This window comes from Gallaecimonas zhanjiangensis (genome assembly GCF_057624825.1).
On the sequence record NZ_CM172603.1, the window covers coordinates 4,108,813 to 4,123,466 of the forward strand.

18 protein-coding genes are annotated in these 14,654 nt (G+C 50.1%); 11 read left to right on the forward strand and 7 right to left on the reverse strand.

What is annotated here, in order from left to right:
- Positions 1 to 45: 45 nt before the first annotated feature.
- Both AC22G1_RS19425 and AC22G1_RS19430 read left to right on the forward strand, forming a co-directional pair.
- Positions 46 to 537 (forward strand): GNAT family N-acetyltransferase, encoded by a 492-nt coding sequence (locus AC22G1_RS19425; RefSeq protein WP_487314814.1) that lies wholly within the window; start codon positions 46 to 48, stop codon positions 535 to 537.
- Positions 538 to 615: 78 nt separating this feature from the next.
- The gene (locus AC22G1_RS19430; protein ID WP_487314815.1) at positions 616 to 1,257 is read left to right on the forward strand and encodes an SDR family oxidoreductase; all 642 of its coding nucleotides are present in this window, start codon (positions 616 to 618) and stop codon (positions 1,255 to 1,257) included.
- A 31-nt stretch (positions 1,258 to 1,288) separates the two neighbouring features.
- Here the strand turns inward: AC22G1_RS19430 and AC22G1_RS19435 are convergent, their stop codons facing one another.
- Both AC22G1_RS19435 and AC22G1_RS19440 read right to left on the reverse strand, forming a co-directional pair.
- Positions 1,289 to 1,678 carry a glutaredoxin family protein gene (locus AC22G1_RS19435; RefSeq protein ID WP_050659515.1) on the reverse strand — a complete coding sequence of 130 codons (390 nt, stop codon included), beginning with the start codon at positions 1,676 to 1,678 and terminating at the stop codon, positions 1,289 to 1,291.
- 96 nt (positions 1,679 to 1,774) lie between these two features.
- Complete coding sequence (locus tag AC22G1_RS19440) at positions 1,775 to 2,200, reverse strand: EF-hand domain-containing protein (RefSeq protein WP_417357472.1); 426 nt, start codon at positions 2,198 to 2,200, stop codon at positions 1,775 to 1,777.
- A gap of 88 nt (positions 2,201 to 2,288) precedes the next feature.
- Here AC22G1_RS19440 and AC22G1_RS19445 point away from each other — a divergent pair, with 88 nt between their 5' ends.
- Positions 2,289 to 2,552: a DUF2164 domain-containing protein gene (locus tag AC22G1_RS19445; RefSeq protein WP_050659513.1), complete on the forward strand. Its 264-nt coding sequence runs from the start codon at positions 2,289 to 2,291 to the stop codon at positions 2,550 to 2,552.
- Here the strand turns inward: AC22G1_RS19445 and AC22G1_RS19450 are convergent.
- Positions 2,549 to 3,616, reverse strand: a complete 1,068-nt coding sequence (locus tag AC22G1_RS19450; RefSeq protein ID WP_487314816.1) for a hypothetical protein — start codon at positions 3,614 to 3,616, stop codon at positions 2,549 to 2,551. The two genes, AC22G1_RS19445 and AC22G1_RS19450, sit on opposite strands and share 4 nt — an antisense overlap.
- 209 nt (positions 3,617 to 3,825) lie before the next feature.
- Here AC22G1_RS19450 and AC22G1_RS19455 point away from each other — a divergent pair, with 209 nt between their 5' ends.
- Positions 3,826 to 4,569: a flagellar brake protein gene (locus AC22G1_RS19455; protein WP_487314817.1), complete on the forward strand. Its 744-nt coding sequence runs from the start codon at positions 3,826 to 3,828 to the stop codon at positions 4,567 to 4,569.
- 48 nt (positions 4,570 to 4,617) lie between these two features.
- Here AC22G1_RS19455 and AC22G1_RS19460 read toward each other — a convergent pair whose 3' ends face one another.
- Positions 4,618 to 5,190: an aldolase/citrate lyase/malate synthase family protein gene (locus tag AC22G1_RS19460; RefSeq protein WP_487314818.1), complete on the reverse strand. Its 573-nt coding sequence runs from the start codon at positions 5,188 to 5,190 to the stop codon at positions 4,618 to 4,620.
- Between the two features lie 235 nt (positions 5,191 to 5,425).
- On the opposite strand from AC22G1_RS19460, the gene AC22G1_RS19465 reads away from it, so the two are divergent.
- The 6 genes from AC22G1_RS19465 to AC22G1_RS19490 all read left to right on the forward strand — a co-directional run bounded on the left by AC22G1_RS19465 (position 5,426) and on the right by AC22G1_RS19490 (position 11,538).
- Entirely contained in the window at positions 5,426 to 6,871 is a 1,446-nt protein-coding gene (locus AC22G1_RS19465) for a DUF3612 domain-containing protein (RefSeq protein ID WP_487314819.1), read from the forward strand.
- 1,038 nt (positions 6,872 to 7,909) lie between these two features.
- Positions 7,910 to 8,176 (forward strand): hypothetical protein, encoded by a 267-nt coding sequence (locus tag AC22G1_RS19470; protein ID WP_487314820.1) that lies wholly within the window; start codon positions 7,910 to 7,912, stop codon positions 8,174 to 8,176.
- Positions 8,177 to 8,280: 104 nt separating this feature from the next.
- Positions 8,281 to 9,150 (forward strand): hypothetical protein, encoded by an 870-nt coding sequence (locus AC22G1_RS19475; RefSeq protein ID WP_487314821.1) that lies wholly within the window; start codon positions 8,281 to 8,283, stop codon positions 9,148 to 9,150.
- A 141-nt stretch (positions 9,151 to 9,291) separates the two neighbouring features.
- Entirely contained in the window at positions 9,292 to 10,134 is an 843-nt protein-coding gene (locus AC22G1_RS19480) for a hypothetical protein (protein ID WP_487314822.1), read from the forward strand.
- A gap of 104 nt (positions 10,135 to 10,238) precedes the next feature.
- Positions 10,239 to 10,727, forward strand: a complete 489-nt coding sequence (locus AC22G1_RS19485) for a hypothetical protein (protein WP_487314823.1) — start codon at positions 10,239 to 10,241, stop codon at positions 10,725 to 10,727.
- On the forward strand, positions 10,717 to 11,538 hold the full coding sequence (locus tag AC22G1_RS19490) for a hypothetical protein (protein WP_487314824.1): 822 nt from the start codon (positions 10,717 to 10,719) through the stop codon (positions 11,536 to 11,538). The genes AC22G1_RS19485 and AC22G1_RS19490 overlap by 11 nt, the downstream gene beginning before the upstream one ends.
- Positions 11,539 to 11,859: 321 nt before the next feature.
- Here the strand turns inward: AC22G1_RS19490 and AC22G1_RS19495 are convergent, their stop codons facing one another.
- Positions 11,860 to 12,276, reverse strand: a complete 417-nt coding sequence (locus AC22G1_RS19495) for a hypothetical protein (protein ID WP_487314825.1) — start codon at positions 12,274 to 12,276, stop codon at positions 11,860 to 11,862.
- 85 nt (positions 12,277 to 12,361) lie between these two features.
- Here AC22G1_RS19495 and AC22G1_RS19500 point away from each other — a divergent pair, with 85 nt between their 5' ends.
- Entirely contained in the window at positions 12,362 to 12,760 is a 399-nt protein-coding gene (locus AC22G1_RS19500) for a hypothetical protein (RefSeq protein ID WP_487314826.1), read from the forward strand.
- Between the two features lie 239 nt (positions 12,761 to 12,999).
- On the opposite strand, the gene AC22G1_RS19505 is transcribed toward AC22G1_RS19500, so the two are convergent.
- Both AC22G1_RS19505 and AC22G1_RS19510 read right to left on the reverse strand, forming a co-directional pair.
- A complete protein-coding gene (locus AC22G1_RS19505; protein ID WP_487314827.1) occupies positions 13,000 to 13,398 on the reverse strand; it encodes an immunity 22 family protein in 399 nt (132 codons plus the stop codon).
- Between the two features lie 12 nt (positions 13,399 to 13,410).
- Positions 13,411 to 14,418: a hypothetical protein gene (locus AC22G1_RS19510; RefSeq protein ID WP_487314828.1), complete on the reverse strand. Its 1,008-nt coding sequence runs from the start codon at positions 14,416 to 14,418 to the stop codon at positions 13,411 to 13,413.
- Positions 14,419 to 14,654 lie beyond the last annotated feature (236 nt).

Consider the following 14,654-nt stretch of genomic DNA (forward strand, 5'->3'; position numbering starts at 1 on the left):
CAGCCGGTTGCGGTAACGTAACCGGTGATTGAAGGAGAGCAAGCCATGTTGACCATCACCCCATTCCAGCCCCACCACCAGCAAGGGGTGGTGGAGCTTATCCTGCCCATTCAGCAGCGCGAATTCGGTATCGACATCGATATTGCCCGCCAGAGCGATTTGCTGGATATCCCCGGGTTTTACCGCCAGGGCGCCGGTAATTTCTGGGTGGCTTTGGACGGCGAACAGGTGGTGGGCTCCATCTCGGTGCTGGATATCGGCGCCGGCCAGGGGGCACTTCGCAAGATGTTTGTCAAAGCCAGCCACCGGGGCGCGGGCCAGGGAGTGGCCGGCCAGCTCCTTGATACCCTGCTCCTCTGGTGCGCCCAGCAAGGCCTTAGCGACATTTACCTTGGCACCACCGCCCAGTTTCTGGCGGCCCACCGCTTTTACGAGAAACACGGCTTTAGCCTGGTGGCCAAAGAGGCGCTGCCGGCACGTTTTCCGGTGATGGCAGTAGACAGCCGCTTTTACCGCCGGCAACTGCCCGCAAGCTGAACCCGGCCCGGCCTGCCTTTGCACCGGCCCCGGCGCCTTTGTTTTACTGGGGGCTCACGGCATCGCAAAGGAGTAGAGATGAACGTTTTGGTTATAGGCGCCACCGGAGGCGTCGGTAAGCACCTGCTGCCGCTCTTGGCAGACAAACACCAAGTGGTGGCCATGGCCCGCAGCGACGCGCAGCTGGCCGCCTTTGAGGCAAAGGGCGTTGACGCGGTCGCCGCCTCCCTTGAACAACCGGTCAGCCAACTGGCCGCGGCCATGGCCGGCATGGATGCGGTGGTGTTCAGCGCCGGCTCCGGCGGCGCTACCGGCAGCGACAAAACCCTGCTGATAGACCTCGACGGCGCCGTTAAAGCCATGGAGGCGGCCAAGGCCAGCGGCGCCACCCGCTTTTTGATGGTCAGCGCCATCCAGGCCCACCACCGCCCCAACTGGAACGAGAGCCTGCTGCCCTATTACGCCGCTAAGCACTATGCCGACCGCGAGTTGATGGCAAGCGGCCTCGCCTACACCATAGTGCGCCCGGCGCTGCTAAAAGATGAGCCCGGCACCGGCCTGATAACGGCCGCCAAAGACATCACCAGCGGCGGCGCCATTGCCCGCCAGGATGTCGCCCGGGTGCTGGCCGCCTGCCTCGATACGCCCCACACCCAAGGCCAGGCCTTTGACCTGATAAGCGGCGAGACCCCCATCCCACAAGCCCTGGCCGCGCTATGAAAAAAGCCCCGCATTGCGGGGCTTTTCATTATCAGGCGGCGAAGCGCTGATGCAGGTAACGGTTGATGTCGTTGGACTCGTACATCCACTCAACCTCGCCGTCGGCGTGGGTGATACGCAGGCACGGCACCTTTACCTTGCCGCCGCCGGCTTCCAGAGCCTGGCGAGCGTTGGGGTCACGGCGGACATTGGCCATGTCGATGGGCAGGGCCAGGCGGTGCACTTCCTTTTTCACCTTGATGCAAAACGGGCAGGTATTGAACTGATACAGAGTCAGCTGGCGACAGGCAGCGTCCACTTCAGCCTGTTTGGCAGCGTCACGTTTAATGGCTTTGGGTTTGGAAAGGGCCGCGTAGATCAGCATAAAAGGCATCAACACTCGGCGAAGGACGATAAAAAACAAACGGATAACGGGTCTCATAGACTCTTCCTCATGCCCTTGGGCATACCGCAAAGAAAGGAAAACCCGTGCAGTTTATCAGCCAGGCGGCCCCCGGGCGAGACCGGGGGCGCCCAGTTAGCGGCGCGGAGGCGGCGGCGCCCGGTATTCGTCTTCGCTGATCACGCCATCGCCGTTGGCATCAAGCTTGTCGAACATCTGCGACAGCATCGGGTCGCTGGCCGCTTCGCTGGTGCTGATCATGCCGTCACCGTCGGTGTCGAGGCTGGCAAAGGACGGCGGCCCGTGGCGGTCTCCCGGGCCATGGCTGAGGGCAGCTTTAAACTCGGCTTCGCTGAGGGTGCCGCTGCCGTCGGTGTCGATGCGGCTGAACATATGGCTCAGCATCGGGTCGTTGGCGGCTTCACTGCTGCTTATCTCGCCGTCGCCATTGCTGTCGAGGCTGCTGAACGAGGGCGGAGCGGGAGGCGCCGGGCGGTCTTCGGCCCAGGCGGTGCTGACCGCCAACAAAGAGGCCAACGCCAGAAGATGGTGTTTTTGCATGGTATGGTGGTCCTGTGATTTACCCGTTACCGACAGTAAACCCGGGCCAGACGCGGCGCGGTAAAGATTTGCAAAGGAAAATACGCAAATGAGCAGCAAAAGTGCACCGCCCCTGATCCGTTTTCCCAATGCGCAAAAAACCGAACTGCTAACCCTGTTGCAAGACTGGTTCGACAAGGAGCTGGACCAAGAGCTGGGCCAGTTTGATGCCGAATTCCTGCTCGATTTTATCGCCGCCAAAATGGGCCCGTATTTTTACAACCAGGCCCTGGCCGATGCCCAGGCGCTTATCGCGGCCCGTCTCGACAGCCTCAACGACGGTTTTTTTGAGCTGGAAAAGCCCCTGGGCTAAGCGGGGATCTCCGCCACCTTGCAAAGCACCTGCAAGAAGGCCTCGCAGGCTGCGATGGAGGCGGTCTCTTCCATGGTGTGATAGCCGGTGGTGGGGATCTGCAAGGTGGTGCCGGTCACCATACCGTTGGAGGCGGCCACAATGCGGCCCATCTCGGTACTGCCCAGCGACTGGGGCTCAAGGCCCTGAGCCTGCAACTCGCGGTTATGCTGCTCGATAAACTGGTCTTTGAAGCTCGCCTGGTAGCCGCTTTGCTGGCAAAGCCGCTGTAACTGCCCGGTGAGTTCCAAATCAAAGGCGGCGTTGGCGTCTTTGTTGCGAAGCACCAGGTGCTGCTGGTCGGCAGCGGCGCGGTCCGGGTAGGGGCTGGTGTCTACTACCACCAGCCGGTTGGTGCTGCTGCCAAAGCGGCGGAACCATTCCAGCAGGTAGCGCCAGCTTTTGCCCGCTTCTTCCTGGGCGGTGAAGAAGGCGGTGCCTTCAAAACCCAGGCTAAAAAGATGCACCAAAAAGGCGGCGGTAAGCACGTTGTCCAGCTGCCCTGAGACGGTATCGGAGCCAACGGTCAGGCGGTCGGCAAAGGCTACCGGGGTGCCCGCCACCAGATGCTCCAGGCCATCGAGGGTAAAAATCAGGTTGTTGCGCCGCTCACAGACATGGGCCGAGGCGATCTGCCCCTTGCCCCGGTATGCGCCGGACCAAGGCTCGTAAGCCATCACCGGGGTAGCGTCGAAGCGGTCCACAATTTTCGCCATCAGCTGCTCAGACACCGAGTTACCCAGCAGATCGGAGCGGTTACCGGCCACAAAGGCGGCGTATTGAAACTCGTTGGGGCCGGTGCAAATCAGGCCATGGCGGTCGATATGGGCCGAGAACATCGCCGATTGCGGCTTGTTACCCTGGGCCACCAGCAGCCCCTCATACCAAGTCACCTTGGCGCCCCGCTCTTCCAGCTCGCGCTGTAACACCCTGAAAAACGCATGCTCGGCGCCCACCACACTGGGCTCGCGGATCAGCACCTTGAGCAAGTCAAAAACGTCATTCAATTGCGCGGATGGGTTCACAAGGGCTGCCTGCTGCCGGAAAAAGGTGCCTCTAGCATAAGCAGCCGGCGCCTTTTTGCCAGCGACTTTTTAGCGCCAGCGCCCTGATGGCAAGGCGCAATGCCCGGTGCGTCAAAAAATTGGCCTTTGGCGGTTTTCTTTTGATTCAGGCTTTGATAAATCATGTAGTTAGAAGGCGCGATGGCGCCATCAGGGAACAGAGCAGGACGATGTCACAAACAGCCACAGGGTCACCCCGGCGCAATGCGGGCCAGGCCTTTTTACAAAACGCCACCGTTACCACCGTTAACAGCACCGACGCCTTTGCCATGATTGAGCACGGCGGCGCGCTGGATTTGCACATCACCACCCCGGTGGGCAGCCAATACCATTGCTCCACGGTGCTGATTGGCAAGCACGGTAACCGCTGCCTGCTGCTGGAAGTGCCGGACATTCCCGCCGACGACTTCAACTACTTCTTCCAAGACGGCTTTTGGATAAACGTACGGGCCATCTCGCCCCGTGGCGAAGGAGCCGAGCTGCACTTTCGCAGCCAGCTGTTGCATCAGGTTAAAGATCCGCTGCCGATGCTGCTGCTGTCGGTGCCCACCTCGGTCAAGGTAACCCAGCTCAGAAAAGAACCCCGGTTCGAGGTAAAACTGCCCGGCAAGGTGATTTTGGAGAGCCACAAGAGCGATTGCGAGCTTAGGGATTTATCCAAAAGCGGCTGCCGCTTTGTTACCCCGCCCCTTGGCAGAACCTTTCAGCTGGGAGACCAGCTCACCCTCAGCATTTTTGCCAACAGCCAAAAGACCCAGGTGTTTGCCCCGCTGCAAGGCTCGGTGTGCAACCTGCAACGCTCCTTGCACTACGCCCTTTACGGCCTGAAGTTCGACGAAGAAGGGGCCAATGCCGCCAGGGCGCTGCTTAACCGCCTGAAATTCAACGGCAGTAAGCTGACGCTACCGGCCTAGCGGCCACAAAAAAGCCTCCCGGGGGGAGGCTTTTTCACAACTGCGCCCTTACAGGGTGAAGCTGTAATCCAGGTAGTAATCGGCGCCGCATTTGGCGGTAAATTCTTTGTCTTCCATCATCGCCTGGGGCTTGCCGTCGCCCTTGATCAGGCTTATCCAGTGGCGCATGGCGGCCATGCTGGGGGGCAGGGCCGGGCCCTGGCTGAAGGTGGTGCAGCTTTCCAGTTGGATATCTTCAATCGCCACCAATTCCACGGCGCCGCTGCCCTTGCGGCACCCCAAAGACAACTCCAGGTGGCAGCCGCTGCCATCACGCAGCAAGATGGCGCAGGGGTCTTCCTTCTCGCCGGTAAAGGCCACGAAGTGGCTGGCGTCTTTCAGGCCACAATGACTGCCGTCTTTGAAGTAGGCCAGCAGGTGGTGGTAATCGATGACGTAGCAGGTTACGTCCTGGTGGGAGCCGGCATCGAGGGGGAACAGGTTGTCCAGCACCGCTTTGGCTTTGAGCTGCTTCTCGCTTTGCTCGCCGGCGCTCACCGCTTCCACCGCAAAGATGGCCTCGGCGATAACGGGTTTGTGCTGGTCGTGCAGGTCTGTTCTGTTCAATGCGGGCATGTTCATTTGTGGTTACCTCGTTGAAAGTGTCCTCGTTACTGGGCAGTTGCCCACCTGATTTTTCTGCCGCCAGGGCTTTTGAGCGGCTTGTTTTGTAGCCTAGCCAAATCCTGACTATAATTTGACAACAAAAATTTCACAGTGTGAATTTTACAAAATGGCAGTGTCAAAAAGTCTGGTAAGGCAATCCCACTTCCTCGGCACCAAGGTTAGAAACTTGCGTAAAAGCAACAGGTTAACCATGGAAGACCTGTCATCGCGCTGTATCCGAATCAACCCTGAATACGCGCCGTCGGTGTCTTACCTGTCGATGATTGAAAGGGGCAAGCGGGTGCCCAGCGTGGAAATGCTGGAGGTGATTGCCGAGGTTTTTCAAAAAGATGCCAAGTGGTTTTTGGACAACGAACCCGAGCAAAGCAGCGAGCTGACCCCCGACAAAGGCAGCCGTGGCGGCATCAGCGGTATGGCCCTGGAGCCGGGGTTTTTGTTCTCCAACGAGATTTTGCAAATCGCCATACCCGAGATGCTGTCGCAAACCGGCATCACCGGCCGCCAGTTCGCTCACCTGCTGATCCGCGCCCACCAGGAAAACCTGCAAAACCACTTTCCCAACCTGGAACGGGCCGCCGAAGACATAGGCCAAAAGCGCCTAAACCTGGCGGTGGACGACTTGCTGGCCATGGCCAAGGCCCAAGGTCTGAGTATCCGCTGGGTAAAAAGGCCCCCTAAAGAGGTGGTGGACGAACTGGGCAACAGCGCCAAACAGTTGGTGACCTCCTTCTTCGAGCCCCCCGGCACCCTCTACCTCAACGAAGTGCTGCGCCAATACCCCACCCGCCTCAAGTACGACTTGGCGGTGTATATCGGCCACAAGGTGCTGCACAGTACCGACACCCTGCAAAGCGTGCTGGCCATCGGCAATACCCAGCCCTGGGAAGAAACCCCCGACAGCCAACCTACCTCCGATCTCAACGCCCAGGACATACTGCAAGCCTGGCGGGATTTCGAGTCCAGCTTCTTCGCCGGCGCCCTGTTGTGCCCCAAGGTGCCCTTTCGGCAACTGTTGGACCGCAACGGCTACGAGATAGACGTACACACCAAGGCCGGAGTGTCGCCGTCGGTGGCGATGCGGCGGATGACGGTGGTCTCCCCCTACCCGCACTGGCACTACTTCGACGCCTACGGCCAAGGCAAACTCAAAGCGGTGTACCGGGGCAACGGCATCCCCCTGCCCTGGGGCAACATGCGCAAGGTCAACGACCCTTGCCAGCACTGGGCGGTGTTTCGCCGGCTCAGTGAAGCCCACGCCAGCAGCCAAAGCTCGGCGCAGATCTCCATTCTCAACGTCGGCGACCAGCCCCGCATTTATTGCTGTGAATCGGTGAACGTTATCGACCCGGCCGGCAACAACCGGGTGCTGTGCGCCGGTATCGACCTGCTACCCGCCCTCGCCGCCCAGGGCTTTGCAGCAGACGCCATCGCCCAAGAACTCAAAGCCTCCTGCGTGAAAAACGGCGGCAGCACCACCATTCCCAACCCCATCAAAAAAGAGCTGCGCACCGTCGCCAAGATTTTGAATATCAACTGGATAGAAAGAGGCATCGACACCGAAGCCCGCCTTATTTGCTCCCGAGGCGCGGTGTGCCCCAGAAAGCCCAGCTGCTACGCAGGGTGCGGTGAGGGCTAGGCGTACGCCACTTTTGAGAGATTTTTAATGCCAGCCCGTTTACCCGTCGTTTTGATGTGGCTATGGTGAGTCTATGGCGCTTATCTCGCTGAGTAATATGGAGATTTGGTGAAAGGCTAATGCCCAAGCAACTCCGGATATACGAGGTGGAAGGAGCCACCAGGGATGGGTAACAACTCAAGATGAGAAAGGGACATTGGGAACCACACTCAAGGGGTGAACCTCGAAGTCAAAGCATTGCTTTGACGCAGGTGAACGCGAGTGCACAGGACGCACGAGCCGGGTGACTCGCCAGGGAAGGTTTCCCAACGCTGGGTCAAGTGATAACAAGGATGCTATCAGCATTTGAGAGCTGTAACTCAAGGGCGGTAGCGTCGCTTACCCCAAGGTTATTTCCGCATATATCACACTGATAATTAATAGTTTTTATTCTTTCCTGATTTTCCTGACAGCTCCTCTATACGCCGGGTCTCGCCCCGGCAGGCGAGGTACTTTGTTTTCGCACAAAGTCAGCAGGGCAGCCCACCCAAAAGCACTGCCCAGGCGTTGCGCGTTGTCCTTTCGGGTATCTTCGATTGAAGCATGTGTCGATAGCCGTCCGTGGCGGATCCTTCCGGCTCGCATGTCCTGTGCTCGCGCTCAGCAGCATCAAAGCAGCACTTTGATATGCAAGCTTCGCCCCGACGGTAAGGCGCTCCACTTAAATGGGCTCCAAGAGCGGCGTTAGCGATGCGTTTGGTTGAGAAGACTGACTAAAGCCATTCCCATCAAACCGCAGTAGCTAAGCCACTGACTAAATTGAATCTCTAAGGTGGTCCGACTTCACGACATGAAGCCGGTCCGATCAGCAAAAGAAGCCGGCGCGTTTTCACGTAGGGTGATTGACAGGTTCGCAGATATCACCAAGGAGATCAGGTGGTTAAAATCACCATCCCAAGTGATCTGATAAGTGAAAACGAGCCGGTATTATAACTATTGTTATAATGCATAGTATGCATCTCAATGAACTAGCAGAATCCTACTTATTGTCGTTAACTCATGACAATCAAAGTCTGTACATTGAGTTTCTGTTTTTATCTGAAAACGGGCAAAAAGTTAAAGTGTTTGCCCATAAAAAATAAAAATCCAATTTCAGTTGAGTTTGTTGGCTTAACTCTTAAGGCAAACTTCATCACATTTGAAGGCGTATCTAGCCTTGGAGAAATAGAGTCAGTAGAAGAATCTGACTTTGGATTTTCATTCGAAGGTGACATGGGATTTATCAAAGTTGTTGCTGATACTTGGTATATTGAAAATGCCCTATAACAAGTGCATGTTGCATCATCCACTGCGTTGCTTGGACGGTTTTTCCGCTCGTGCCTCGCTACAAACCGCCGCAAATACTGGCGTTATCCCCTTAGAGGATAAGTATGAGTTTTAGTGATCCTAAAATACAGGCGGCGTTGATTTCGGCTGTAGTTTCAATTTTTGTATTAATACTGAAGGGAATCTCTAGACCCATTTGGGAACGGTATTTCCACACATATAAATTAGAAAGTGACTATAGATTTAAACAAAAAAAACAAGTGAGAGAGGCGTTATCTAAGCACAAAATAGCTTTGTTAAACGCAGCAGAATCGCTGAACCATCGAATGTGGAACTTTTCTGATAACGCTCCAGAAGGTTGGCACAAAGTTGATAGCTCTCCTATAGCTCAAAAATATTACTTAGTTTCCTTTTGCTATAGGTTTCTGTTGTTTTTTGCTATTTGCAGGGACATTGAAAAGGAAGCTGTATATTTAGATAGCACAGTGTCAACAGACACTGATTTAACTTTTTTAAAATATATTAAGTTGTTTCCGCAACTGTTTTGTGACGCAAGTATATTTAAAGAGTTAGATTATGATAAATCATCAGACTCCGACCATTTTTATCGAGATGATTTCAATGCAATGCTGAAAAAACTGTACTCTAACGAACAATTGCTGGATTTTGACGATTTCAAAAAGCTTAATTTAGATAACGACTTTGCAAAAATCATTGAGTATTTGTCTGGTGTTTCGGTTCAAAGAGACTGTATGAGGTGGCAGGCTTTAAACTCATTTCATTTTGTTTTGATGGCGTTTATTAATGAGTATGGCTATGACTTCCAATTTACTAGCCCAAAGCAGTTTAAAAAGCTTGCCGCTGATTTACCTACAAATATCCTTGCGCATAATGTTGATAAGTTTGTAAGGCGATCAGGTTTAGGGAAAAGTAAGCAATTGAAAGGTGCTCTCAACTCTTTAAAACGGGTATAACAAATAATTTAAGAGTGATTCGGCACGCGTGGCATTTTTGGTTTGTGGTGGCTTTAGTGGTTAAGGTGGTATGAGGCGGCATTGGTATTGCGTACCTCACACATTAATTGGGCGTTATGCAAAATAAGCATGGATCAATAAATGTTAGAATTCCTAATTAGAAATCAAGATTCTTTTATTGTTAGCTTTATATTTTTAGTGGCTGGGTCTGGTCTTGGTCCTCTTTGGGCTGCATTACAAAGGCGTAACTCTAATCCTAAAACGGCTCAGCCGAAGCAGTCACTTCCAGAAATAGTCGAAAGATCAGGCAGGGTTATTTATCTTCCTATGGAAGATCGTACAGATAAAAGTCGTAGCTCAAGAGACAATAGTCAAGATGACATTCTGCCATTAGTTTATGGGACTATTTTTGTACTATGTGGACTTTATATCTACTGGCGTTACGAAATACTTATAGCCCTTACTTCTATATCATTCTTTTTGATTTCATTTTTTAGTAGCGCATCATTATATGCGTACATAAAAAACCAAATTGGTGGAAATGAATGGATTATTTATCTGACTGCAATTCTTTTCGCCTCGTTTTTCACGCTTATTTTAATATCATCAGCCCTAAGGCCGAGGTACGCTCCTGAAGGGTTTTCATCTATACAGCAGATTTTTAGAGAGCTTGGTGTCAAAGGCTTAATCAAGTTGTTAACACCCGAATCAATTCCTTGGCTGTTAACACATGTTATGGGTGTGTTTTTTCTCCTATCTATGCAACTGCGAATGGCTAGTTCTTTGGTTCATTACACATCAATAGTTCATATTAGAGCTACAGGAAAAAATAATGGCCTAGCATTCCAGATGGCAAAGCTAACTCGAGAGTATCGAAACCCATATAAAAACATATTTATTCTCATATTTTTATCATTTGTTTCATACTATTTCATAAATGGGTATGCCTATATTCTATTTAATTCATTTATTGGCCAACCATAGTGCATGACAAACACCTCACCGGAACCAAAAGCGACGCTTTTGGTTCCGGTGAGGTGAGCGTTAGCCGTCTTCGGAAGATTAAACATAATTAAGTGGAAATTGATATGAGTATATTGGATAAAAAAGAGATATTTCGTGTAGAAGAATCTAGCTTGACATTTGCACAATTAGTTAATGAAGCAGCTCCTGAGATATCCTCTGGATTGAGGGAGAAGAGTGTCGTAATTCTCCCTTCACATGGTCATGATGATGTGTTTTACGCGGGAACATTAGACACATTGGACTTCTTAAATGAAAATGGAATCAATACTGATGTATATGCTTCTGATGAAGAATATAAGGAACTAGGTTTACACGGGGCAGAGTTTTGGCTTGGTACATTCATAATTCAAAGCATTGTAGTTCCAGTATTTTGCGGTGTTATTTCTTCATATATCTATGACAAACTAAAAGCTAAAGATGATGACAACATTGCATTAAAAATTATGGTGGAAAACAAAGAAGGAAAAACCACTGCTATAGAGTTTAATGGTAAGGTAGAAAATTTAAGTAAAGCTATAGATGCAGTGAAGAGCTTGAGCGATGAAGATTGAACTAACAACTATAGATGACACTGAAACTAATGAAATAAAAAAAGTTATAGAATATCTTGAGGCGGAGAAAAGATCTGCTATTGATAATGGTGATGAAGATAAGGCTAATAACTGTTGGCTAAGCCTAGAATCTCTGGATTTGAATATATCGTTTATTAAGGCGTTCAATAACATAAAGCTAAAAAATTATAGACAAGCGTGGAATGAGCTAGAGCAGTGTGAAATAAAAGAGAACTATATTCGAGAAAACTCTTACAAAGATCATATCGTTGCTTCGAGGTTAGACTTTATCAAGAGTAAGGTTTCTAAATGGCAATCTCTTTATCCATATTGTTTATTCTGTAGTCCAGGGTTTAAAGTTGGCTATTATTCTTGCAGTATCTGTGGTCACAAAGTAAGGCCTAGATCTCGGTGTGAACATAAGAAGGGCAAGGTATATAATGGCCAGTTATGTGTACATGAAGTGCACGATATGGAGATACTCGAAATTTCTATCGTAACAAAACCTGTCCAAAAATATTCAGTGATGCACGATGACTCAACTTTAGACTTCACGCTTTTGGAACGTTTATCTAGTTTCTTAGATAATGCATTTGAAGATTGGGATGTACGCTGGACGAAAATGAAATTCCCAATTGCACGATTTAGCAGCGTTTCTAAGGAAGATAAATGTCCTTGCAAAAGTGATAAAACTTTTGAAACATGCTGTATGAATAAGGAAGATGTTGAAATTCCACATGTGGATTTTATTTTTTCAAAACCATTACTGAGTGATGCAGAAAATATAGTGTTCCCATATGACAACGGCTAACAAAATTCTTAAGAGTGATTTGGACTTAAAATATAAAAAATATAAAGGACACCCATCTTTTGAGTAACCATAAAGGGTGAACTCGATGTGTTTCCTCGTCGCTATATAAAAAATAAAGAAAAATAAAAAAATAAAGGAAATCCATCTCCTGAGTAATTCAAAGTCCAGTTTTCGTATCGCATCGACAGTGCGGTATTAATCAGCCTTGAAGGTGTTTTCTTCGCGCTGATACCGCGTTTTATCGTTAAAAACGCAAATTCAAGGCGAGCAAGATTGTCAGCGGGTGCCGAGGGTTTGTGAGTGTGGCGGTGAAGGGGAGCGTTAAGCGGCTTTTATCGGTGGGCCGACCACATGTCGTCGATGATGGGCTTTGGCGTAAGCACTTTGGGCTTGTTTGTGGCCAATCACAGAGCCACGGGAAAGCTGGTGTTGGCCAAGAGCGATAAGGAAGCTGTCGGCATCAAGGCCGAAGCGTTCCAGAATGGCAGGGGTGTCTGGGGTGATGAAACCGCGCTTGTCGTCTCGTTGTGCCCGACCCGTCCAATCCACCAGCGCCAAGTAATCGGCCAGTGCAAAAGGAATACCCTTGGGGCTGTCTTTAAACTGAGTGACAAAAGGCAGTAGTGCAGGCTTTGTTCCGTCTTCAGTATTAAGTCTTGCCGACAGCGACACATCAGCGGAAGCCTCTGGGGTATCCACTATCTTGGCGCGAAGCGGGTTGAGTTCGATATAAGCCATACAAGCCAATAAACCGGCTTCATCCAAAATGACTTGCGACTTAAAACATGATGGGATGGGTGTCTTTTTTTCTTAAAGGACGTATATGGACGCCCCGTATTTTGCAACTTTCGATGAAAAGCGGTTTGTGGCGGTTGTGGGAATACATGTCCTCTTTCACTTTTTTCTTTTATTTTTATGTGAATCTATGAAATTCAAAATAACGGAAATCTACGGCGTAGACATTTGCAGGGATGGAGGATCTTATTCCTTATCGTTCAAAGCGGATGACGGCGACTGGTACGAGTTTTTTGTCCAGGTTAAAGAAATTGATAGCACAGAGTACTACGAGCCAAAAATGTATAAGGGCGGTGTAGATGGTGGGGAGGTAGTTAAAGAATATAGCTGGAAAAGTGCACGCGAGTTTCTCTCAAAAATACAGTGCCAGGAAGAAAGGTTTCCAGAAATTATTCGACTCGTAGATGCTGGCGGTGTACTCACATAAAAAGCAGCTAAATTAGTTATTGGACCTCACCCGCTTTAATGGACTGCATCACTTACTCCCCCAAAGGGGAGCGATAAACGCATACAAAACTTGAAATGCACACAGCAACACTGGCCTAAATACGATATAACAACATCATTTTCCGAATCTTATAGGTTAACCCAGGCTCTTAAGTAGCCTGGGCTAATAAATATCACCGTTTTCGTAAACCTATGTATTCAGACTAGATTTTATAAAAACTATTCCGCTACGTAACTAAAACACCCCAAAAATACTGGATCGTCGGAAACTTCTCTCTTCACTTTGCTCGGGTTATATTCGAATTCATACTGAACTATGACCCAACGTGCTTCTGACAATCCTTTTTCCCTAGCCCTATCTAATGCATCTATCATGAAGGACTTAGAGTAGGAAATGTCTTCAAGCAGCTCCTGTAATGTCACTAAATTAAAATCAAAACAGTTAGCTTCTTGATTATCTAGATCATAATATCCAACACCACACAAATCCTGTAATGCATCTAGCTCTTCAGGGTCATTGGCATTGTCTGTTAATCCAACCCAAATAGATACTACTCCTTCCTTTTCGAATCCTTGGGTGTAGTAATCGTCTTCATCAGAGTAGTCTTTTAACGACATATCATTGCCTACTTAGTTATGAAATCCCGAGGGCAATGCATCATAGCCCCCATTTATCCACTTCTCAGCCCACACTCTCATGTTCGTTCTGTAATCACTCAAGCTATTAGACTTTTGAATTACGGTCTGCAACTCATTATGTGCGGTCTTTGAACCTGGCGCTTTAGACCCTTTGATTCCAGTTGAATGCTTCCAACCCTTGGCTAATCCACCCTCATTGAGCGTCGAGATCGGAATTGCGAAGTCCTCTTGCACTTGCTGCGCTGTAACACCCCATTTGCTCCATTGAGGGGCTTCAACAACCATCATGAATTCGTGTTTGCCCCCAGCACCTCTTAACCCGTCAGATATTTTGTTCTTAAGACTAGGCGTTTGATAAAGAACGGCAAGCTCTTCTGGAGTCCTCGCATCGAACCACTTATTAAAGTCCCCACTCTTGAACGACGGAACATCATTCGGAGTTATGTTGTTCAAATCAATAGGCCTGCTATTTTGAACAACTTCACTTTCTGCTTTGATAGACTCCCCAAGAATATCAGCTTTGTCTCCCGGTACAACCGCAGCCTCGCTTTCAGCAGTACGTGCGGCAACGGATTGGGACTGGGCAGTACTGACCTGTTGGTTTTGTTGCCTTGGGGTGTCATTTCCCGCAGCGGGGACAGCATTGTTGCCTGCTCCGTTACCGTTACTTGCGGTAGCGCTGCTTAGCTCAGTATCGAGGCCGTCGGTAACTTGGAAGACGTAGAGATCGCCATTTTCTATCGCTTGAATCAGTTGTTGCTCTGCCTGGGTATCACAGAAGGTATGTAGCGATGACTGAGTATTGAGATCGCGCCAAAAGTGAAGTAGCTCGTTTAAGCCGTAGTATGGAAGCCTGTTTAAAATCAGAGGCAGGTCGTCACGGCCGATGTTTTTGGCATCGCCAAACAACTGCAAACCTACCGCATCACCCCGACCAGCAAAGACGTAGGTGTTGCCCAGGTTGTCGATAACTTCCAGATTTTCTGAGAAAAAGCGCATCCATGCACTCCAGATAACAAAATCTTGGCGACGTTACAGCCCCCTAGACATGGCAAAAAGAGCGCATCCAGTTTTGGAGAATATCTATTCGCTCTTAGCTGTTTTAGCCGTCCTTAATAAGAAAGTGCGCCGATGAGATAGAGTTGTCAGCTGCGTCAAGGGCAGTATCACTAAACGAACTGTGGATTTGGGAAACAGCGATACCAGAAAGTCAGTCGCCCGTCGGGGTGACAAAC

Coding starts and splice junctions, on each gene's coding strand:
- AC22G1_RS19425 (WP_487314814.1), top strand. CDS start 46: ATGTTGACCATCACCCCATTCCAGCCCCACCACCAGCAAGGGGTGGTG.
- AC22G1_RS19430 (WP_487314815.1), top strand. CDS start 616: ATGAACGTTTTGGTTATAGGCGCCACCGGAGGCGTCGGTAAGCACCTG.
- AC22G1_RS19435 (WP_050659515.1), bottom strand. CDS start 1,678: ATGAGACCCGTTATCCGTTTGTTTTTTATCGTCCTTCGCCGAGTGTTG.
- AC22G1_RS19440 (WP_417357472.1), bottom strand. CDS start 2,200: ATGCAAAAACACCATCTTCTGGCGTTGGCCTCTTTGTTGGCGGTCAGC.
- AC22G1_RS19445 (WP_050659513.1), top strand. CDS start 2,289: ATGAGCAGCAAAAGTGCACCGCCCCTGATCCGTTTTCCCAATGCGCAA.
- AC22G1_RS19455 (WP_487314817.1), top strand. CDS start 3,826: ATGTCACAAACAGCCACAGGGTCACCCCGGCGCAATGCGGGCCAGGCC.
- AC22G1_RS19460 (WP_487314818.1), bottom strand. CDS start 5,190: ATGAACATGCCCGCATTGAACAGAACAGACCTGCACGACCAGCACAAA.
- AC22G1_RS19465 (WP_487314819.1), top strand. CDS start 5,426: ATGGAAGACCTGTCATCGCGCTGTATCCGAATCAACCCTGAATACGCG.
- AC22G1_RS19470 (WP_487314820.1), top strand. CDS start 7,910: ATGACAATCAAAGTCTGTACATTGAGTTTCTGTTTTTATCTGAAAACG.
- AC22G1_RS19475 (WP_487314821.1), top strand. CDS start 8,281: ATGAGTTTTAGTGATCCTAAAATACAGGCGGCGTTGATTTCGGCTGTA.
- AC22G1_RS19480 (WP_487314822.1), top strand. CDS start 9,292: ATGTTAGAATTCCTAATTAGAAATCAAGATTCTTTTATTGTTAGCTTT.
- AC22G1_RS19485 (WP_487314823.1), top strand. CDS start 10,239: ATGAGTATATTGGATAAAAAAGAGATATTTCGTGTAGAAGAATCTAGC.
- AC22G1_RS19490 (WP_487314824.1), top strand. CDS start 10,717: ATGAAGATTGAACTAACAACTATAGATGACACTGAAACTAATGAAATA.
- AC22G1_RS19495 (WP_487314825.1), bottom strand. CDS start 12,276: ATGGCTTATATCGAACTCAACCCGCTTCGCGCCAAGATAGTGGATACC.
- AC22G1_RS19500 (WP_487314826.1), top strand. CDS start 12,362: ATGGACGCCCCGTATTTTGCAACTTTCGATGAAAAGCGGTTTGTGGCG.
- AC22G1_RS19505 (WP_487314827.1), bottom strand. CDS start 13,398: ATGTCGTTAAAAGACTACTCTGATGAAGACGATTACTACACCCAAGGA.
- AC22G1_RS19510 (WP_487314828.1), bottom strand. CDS start 14,418: ATGCGCTTTTTCTCAGAAAATCTGGAAGTTATCGACAACCTGGGCAAC.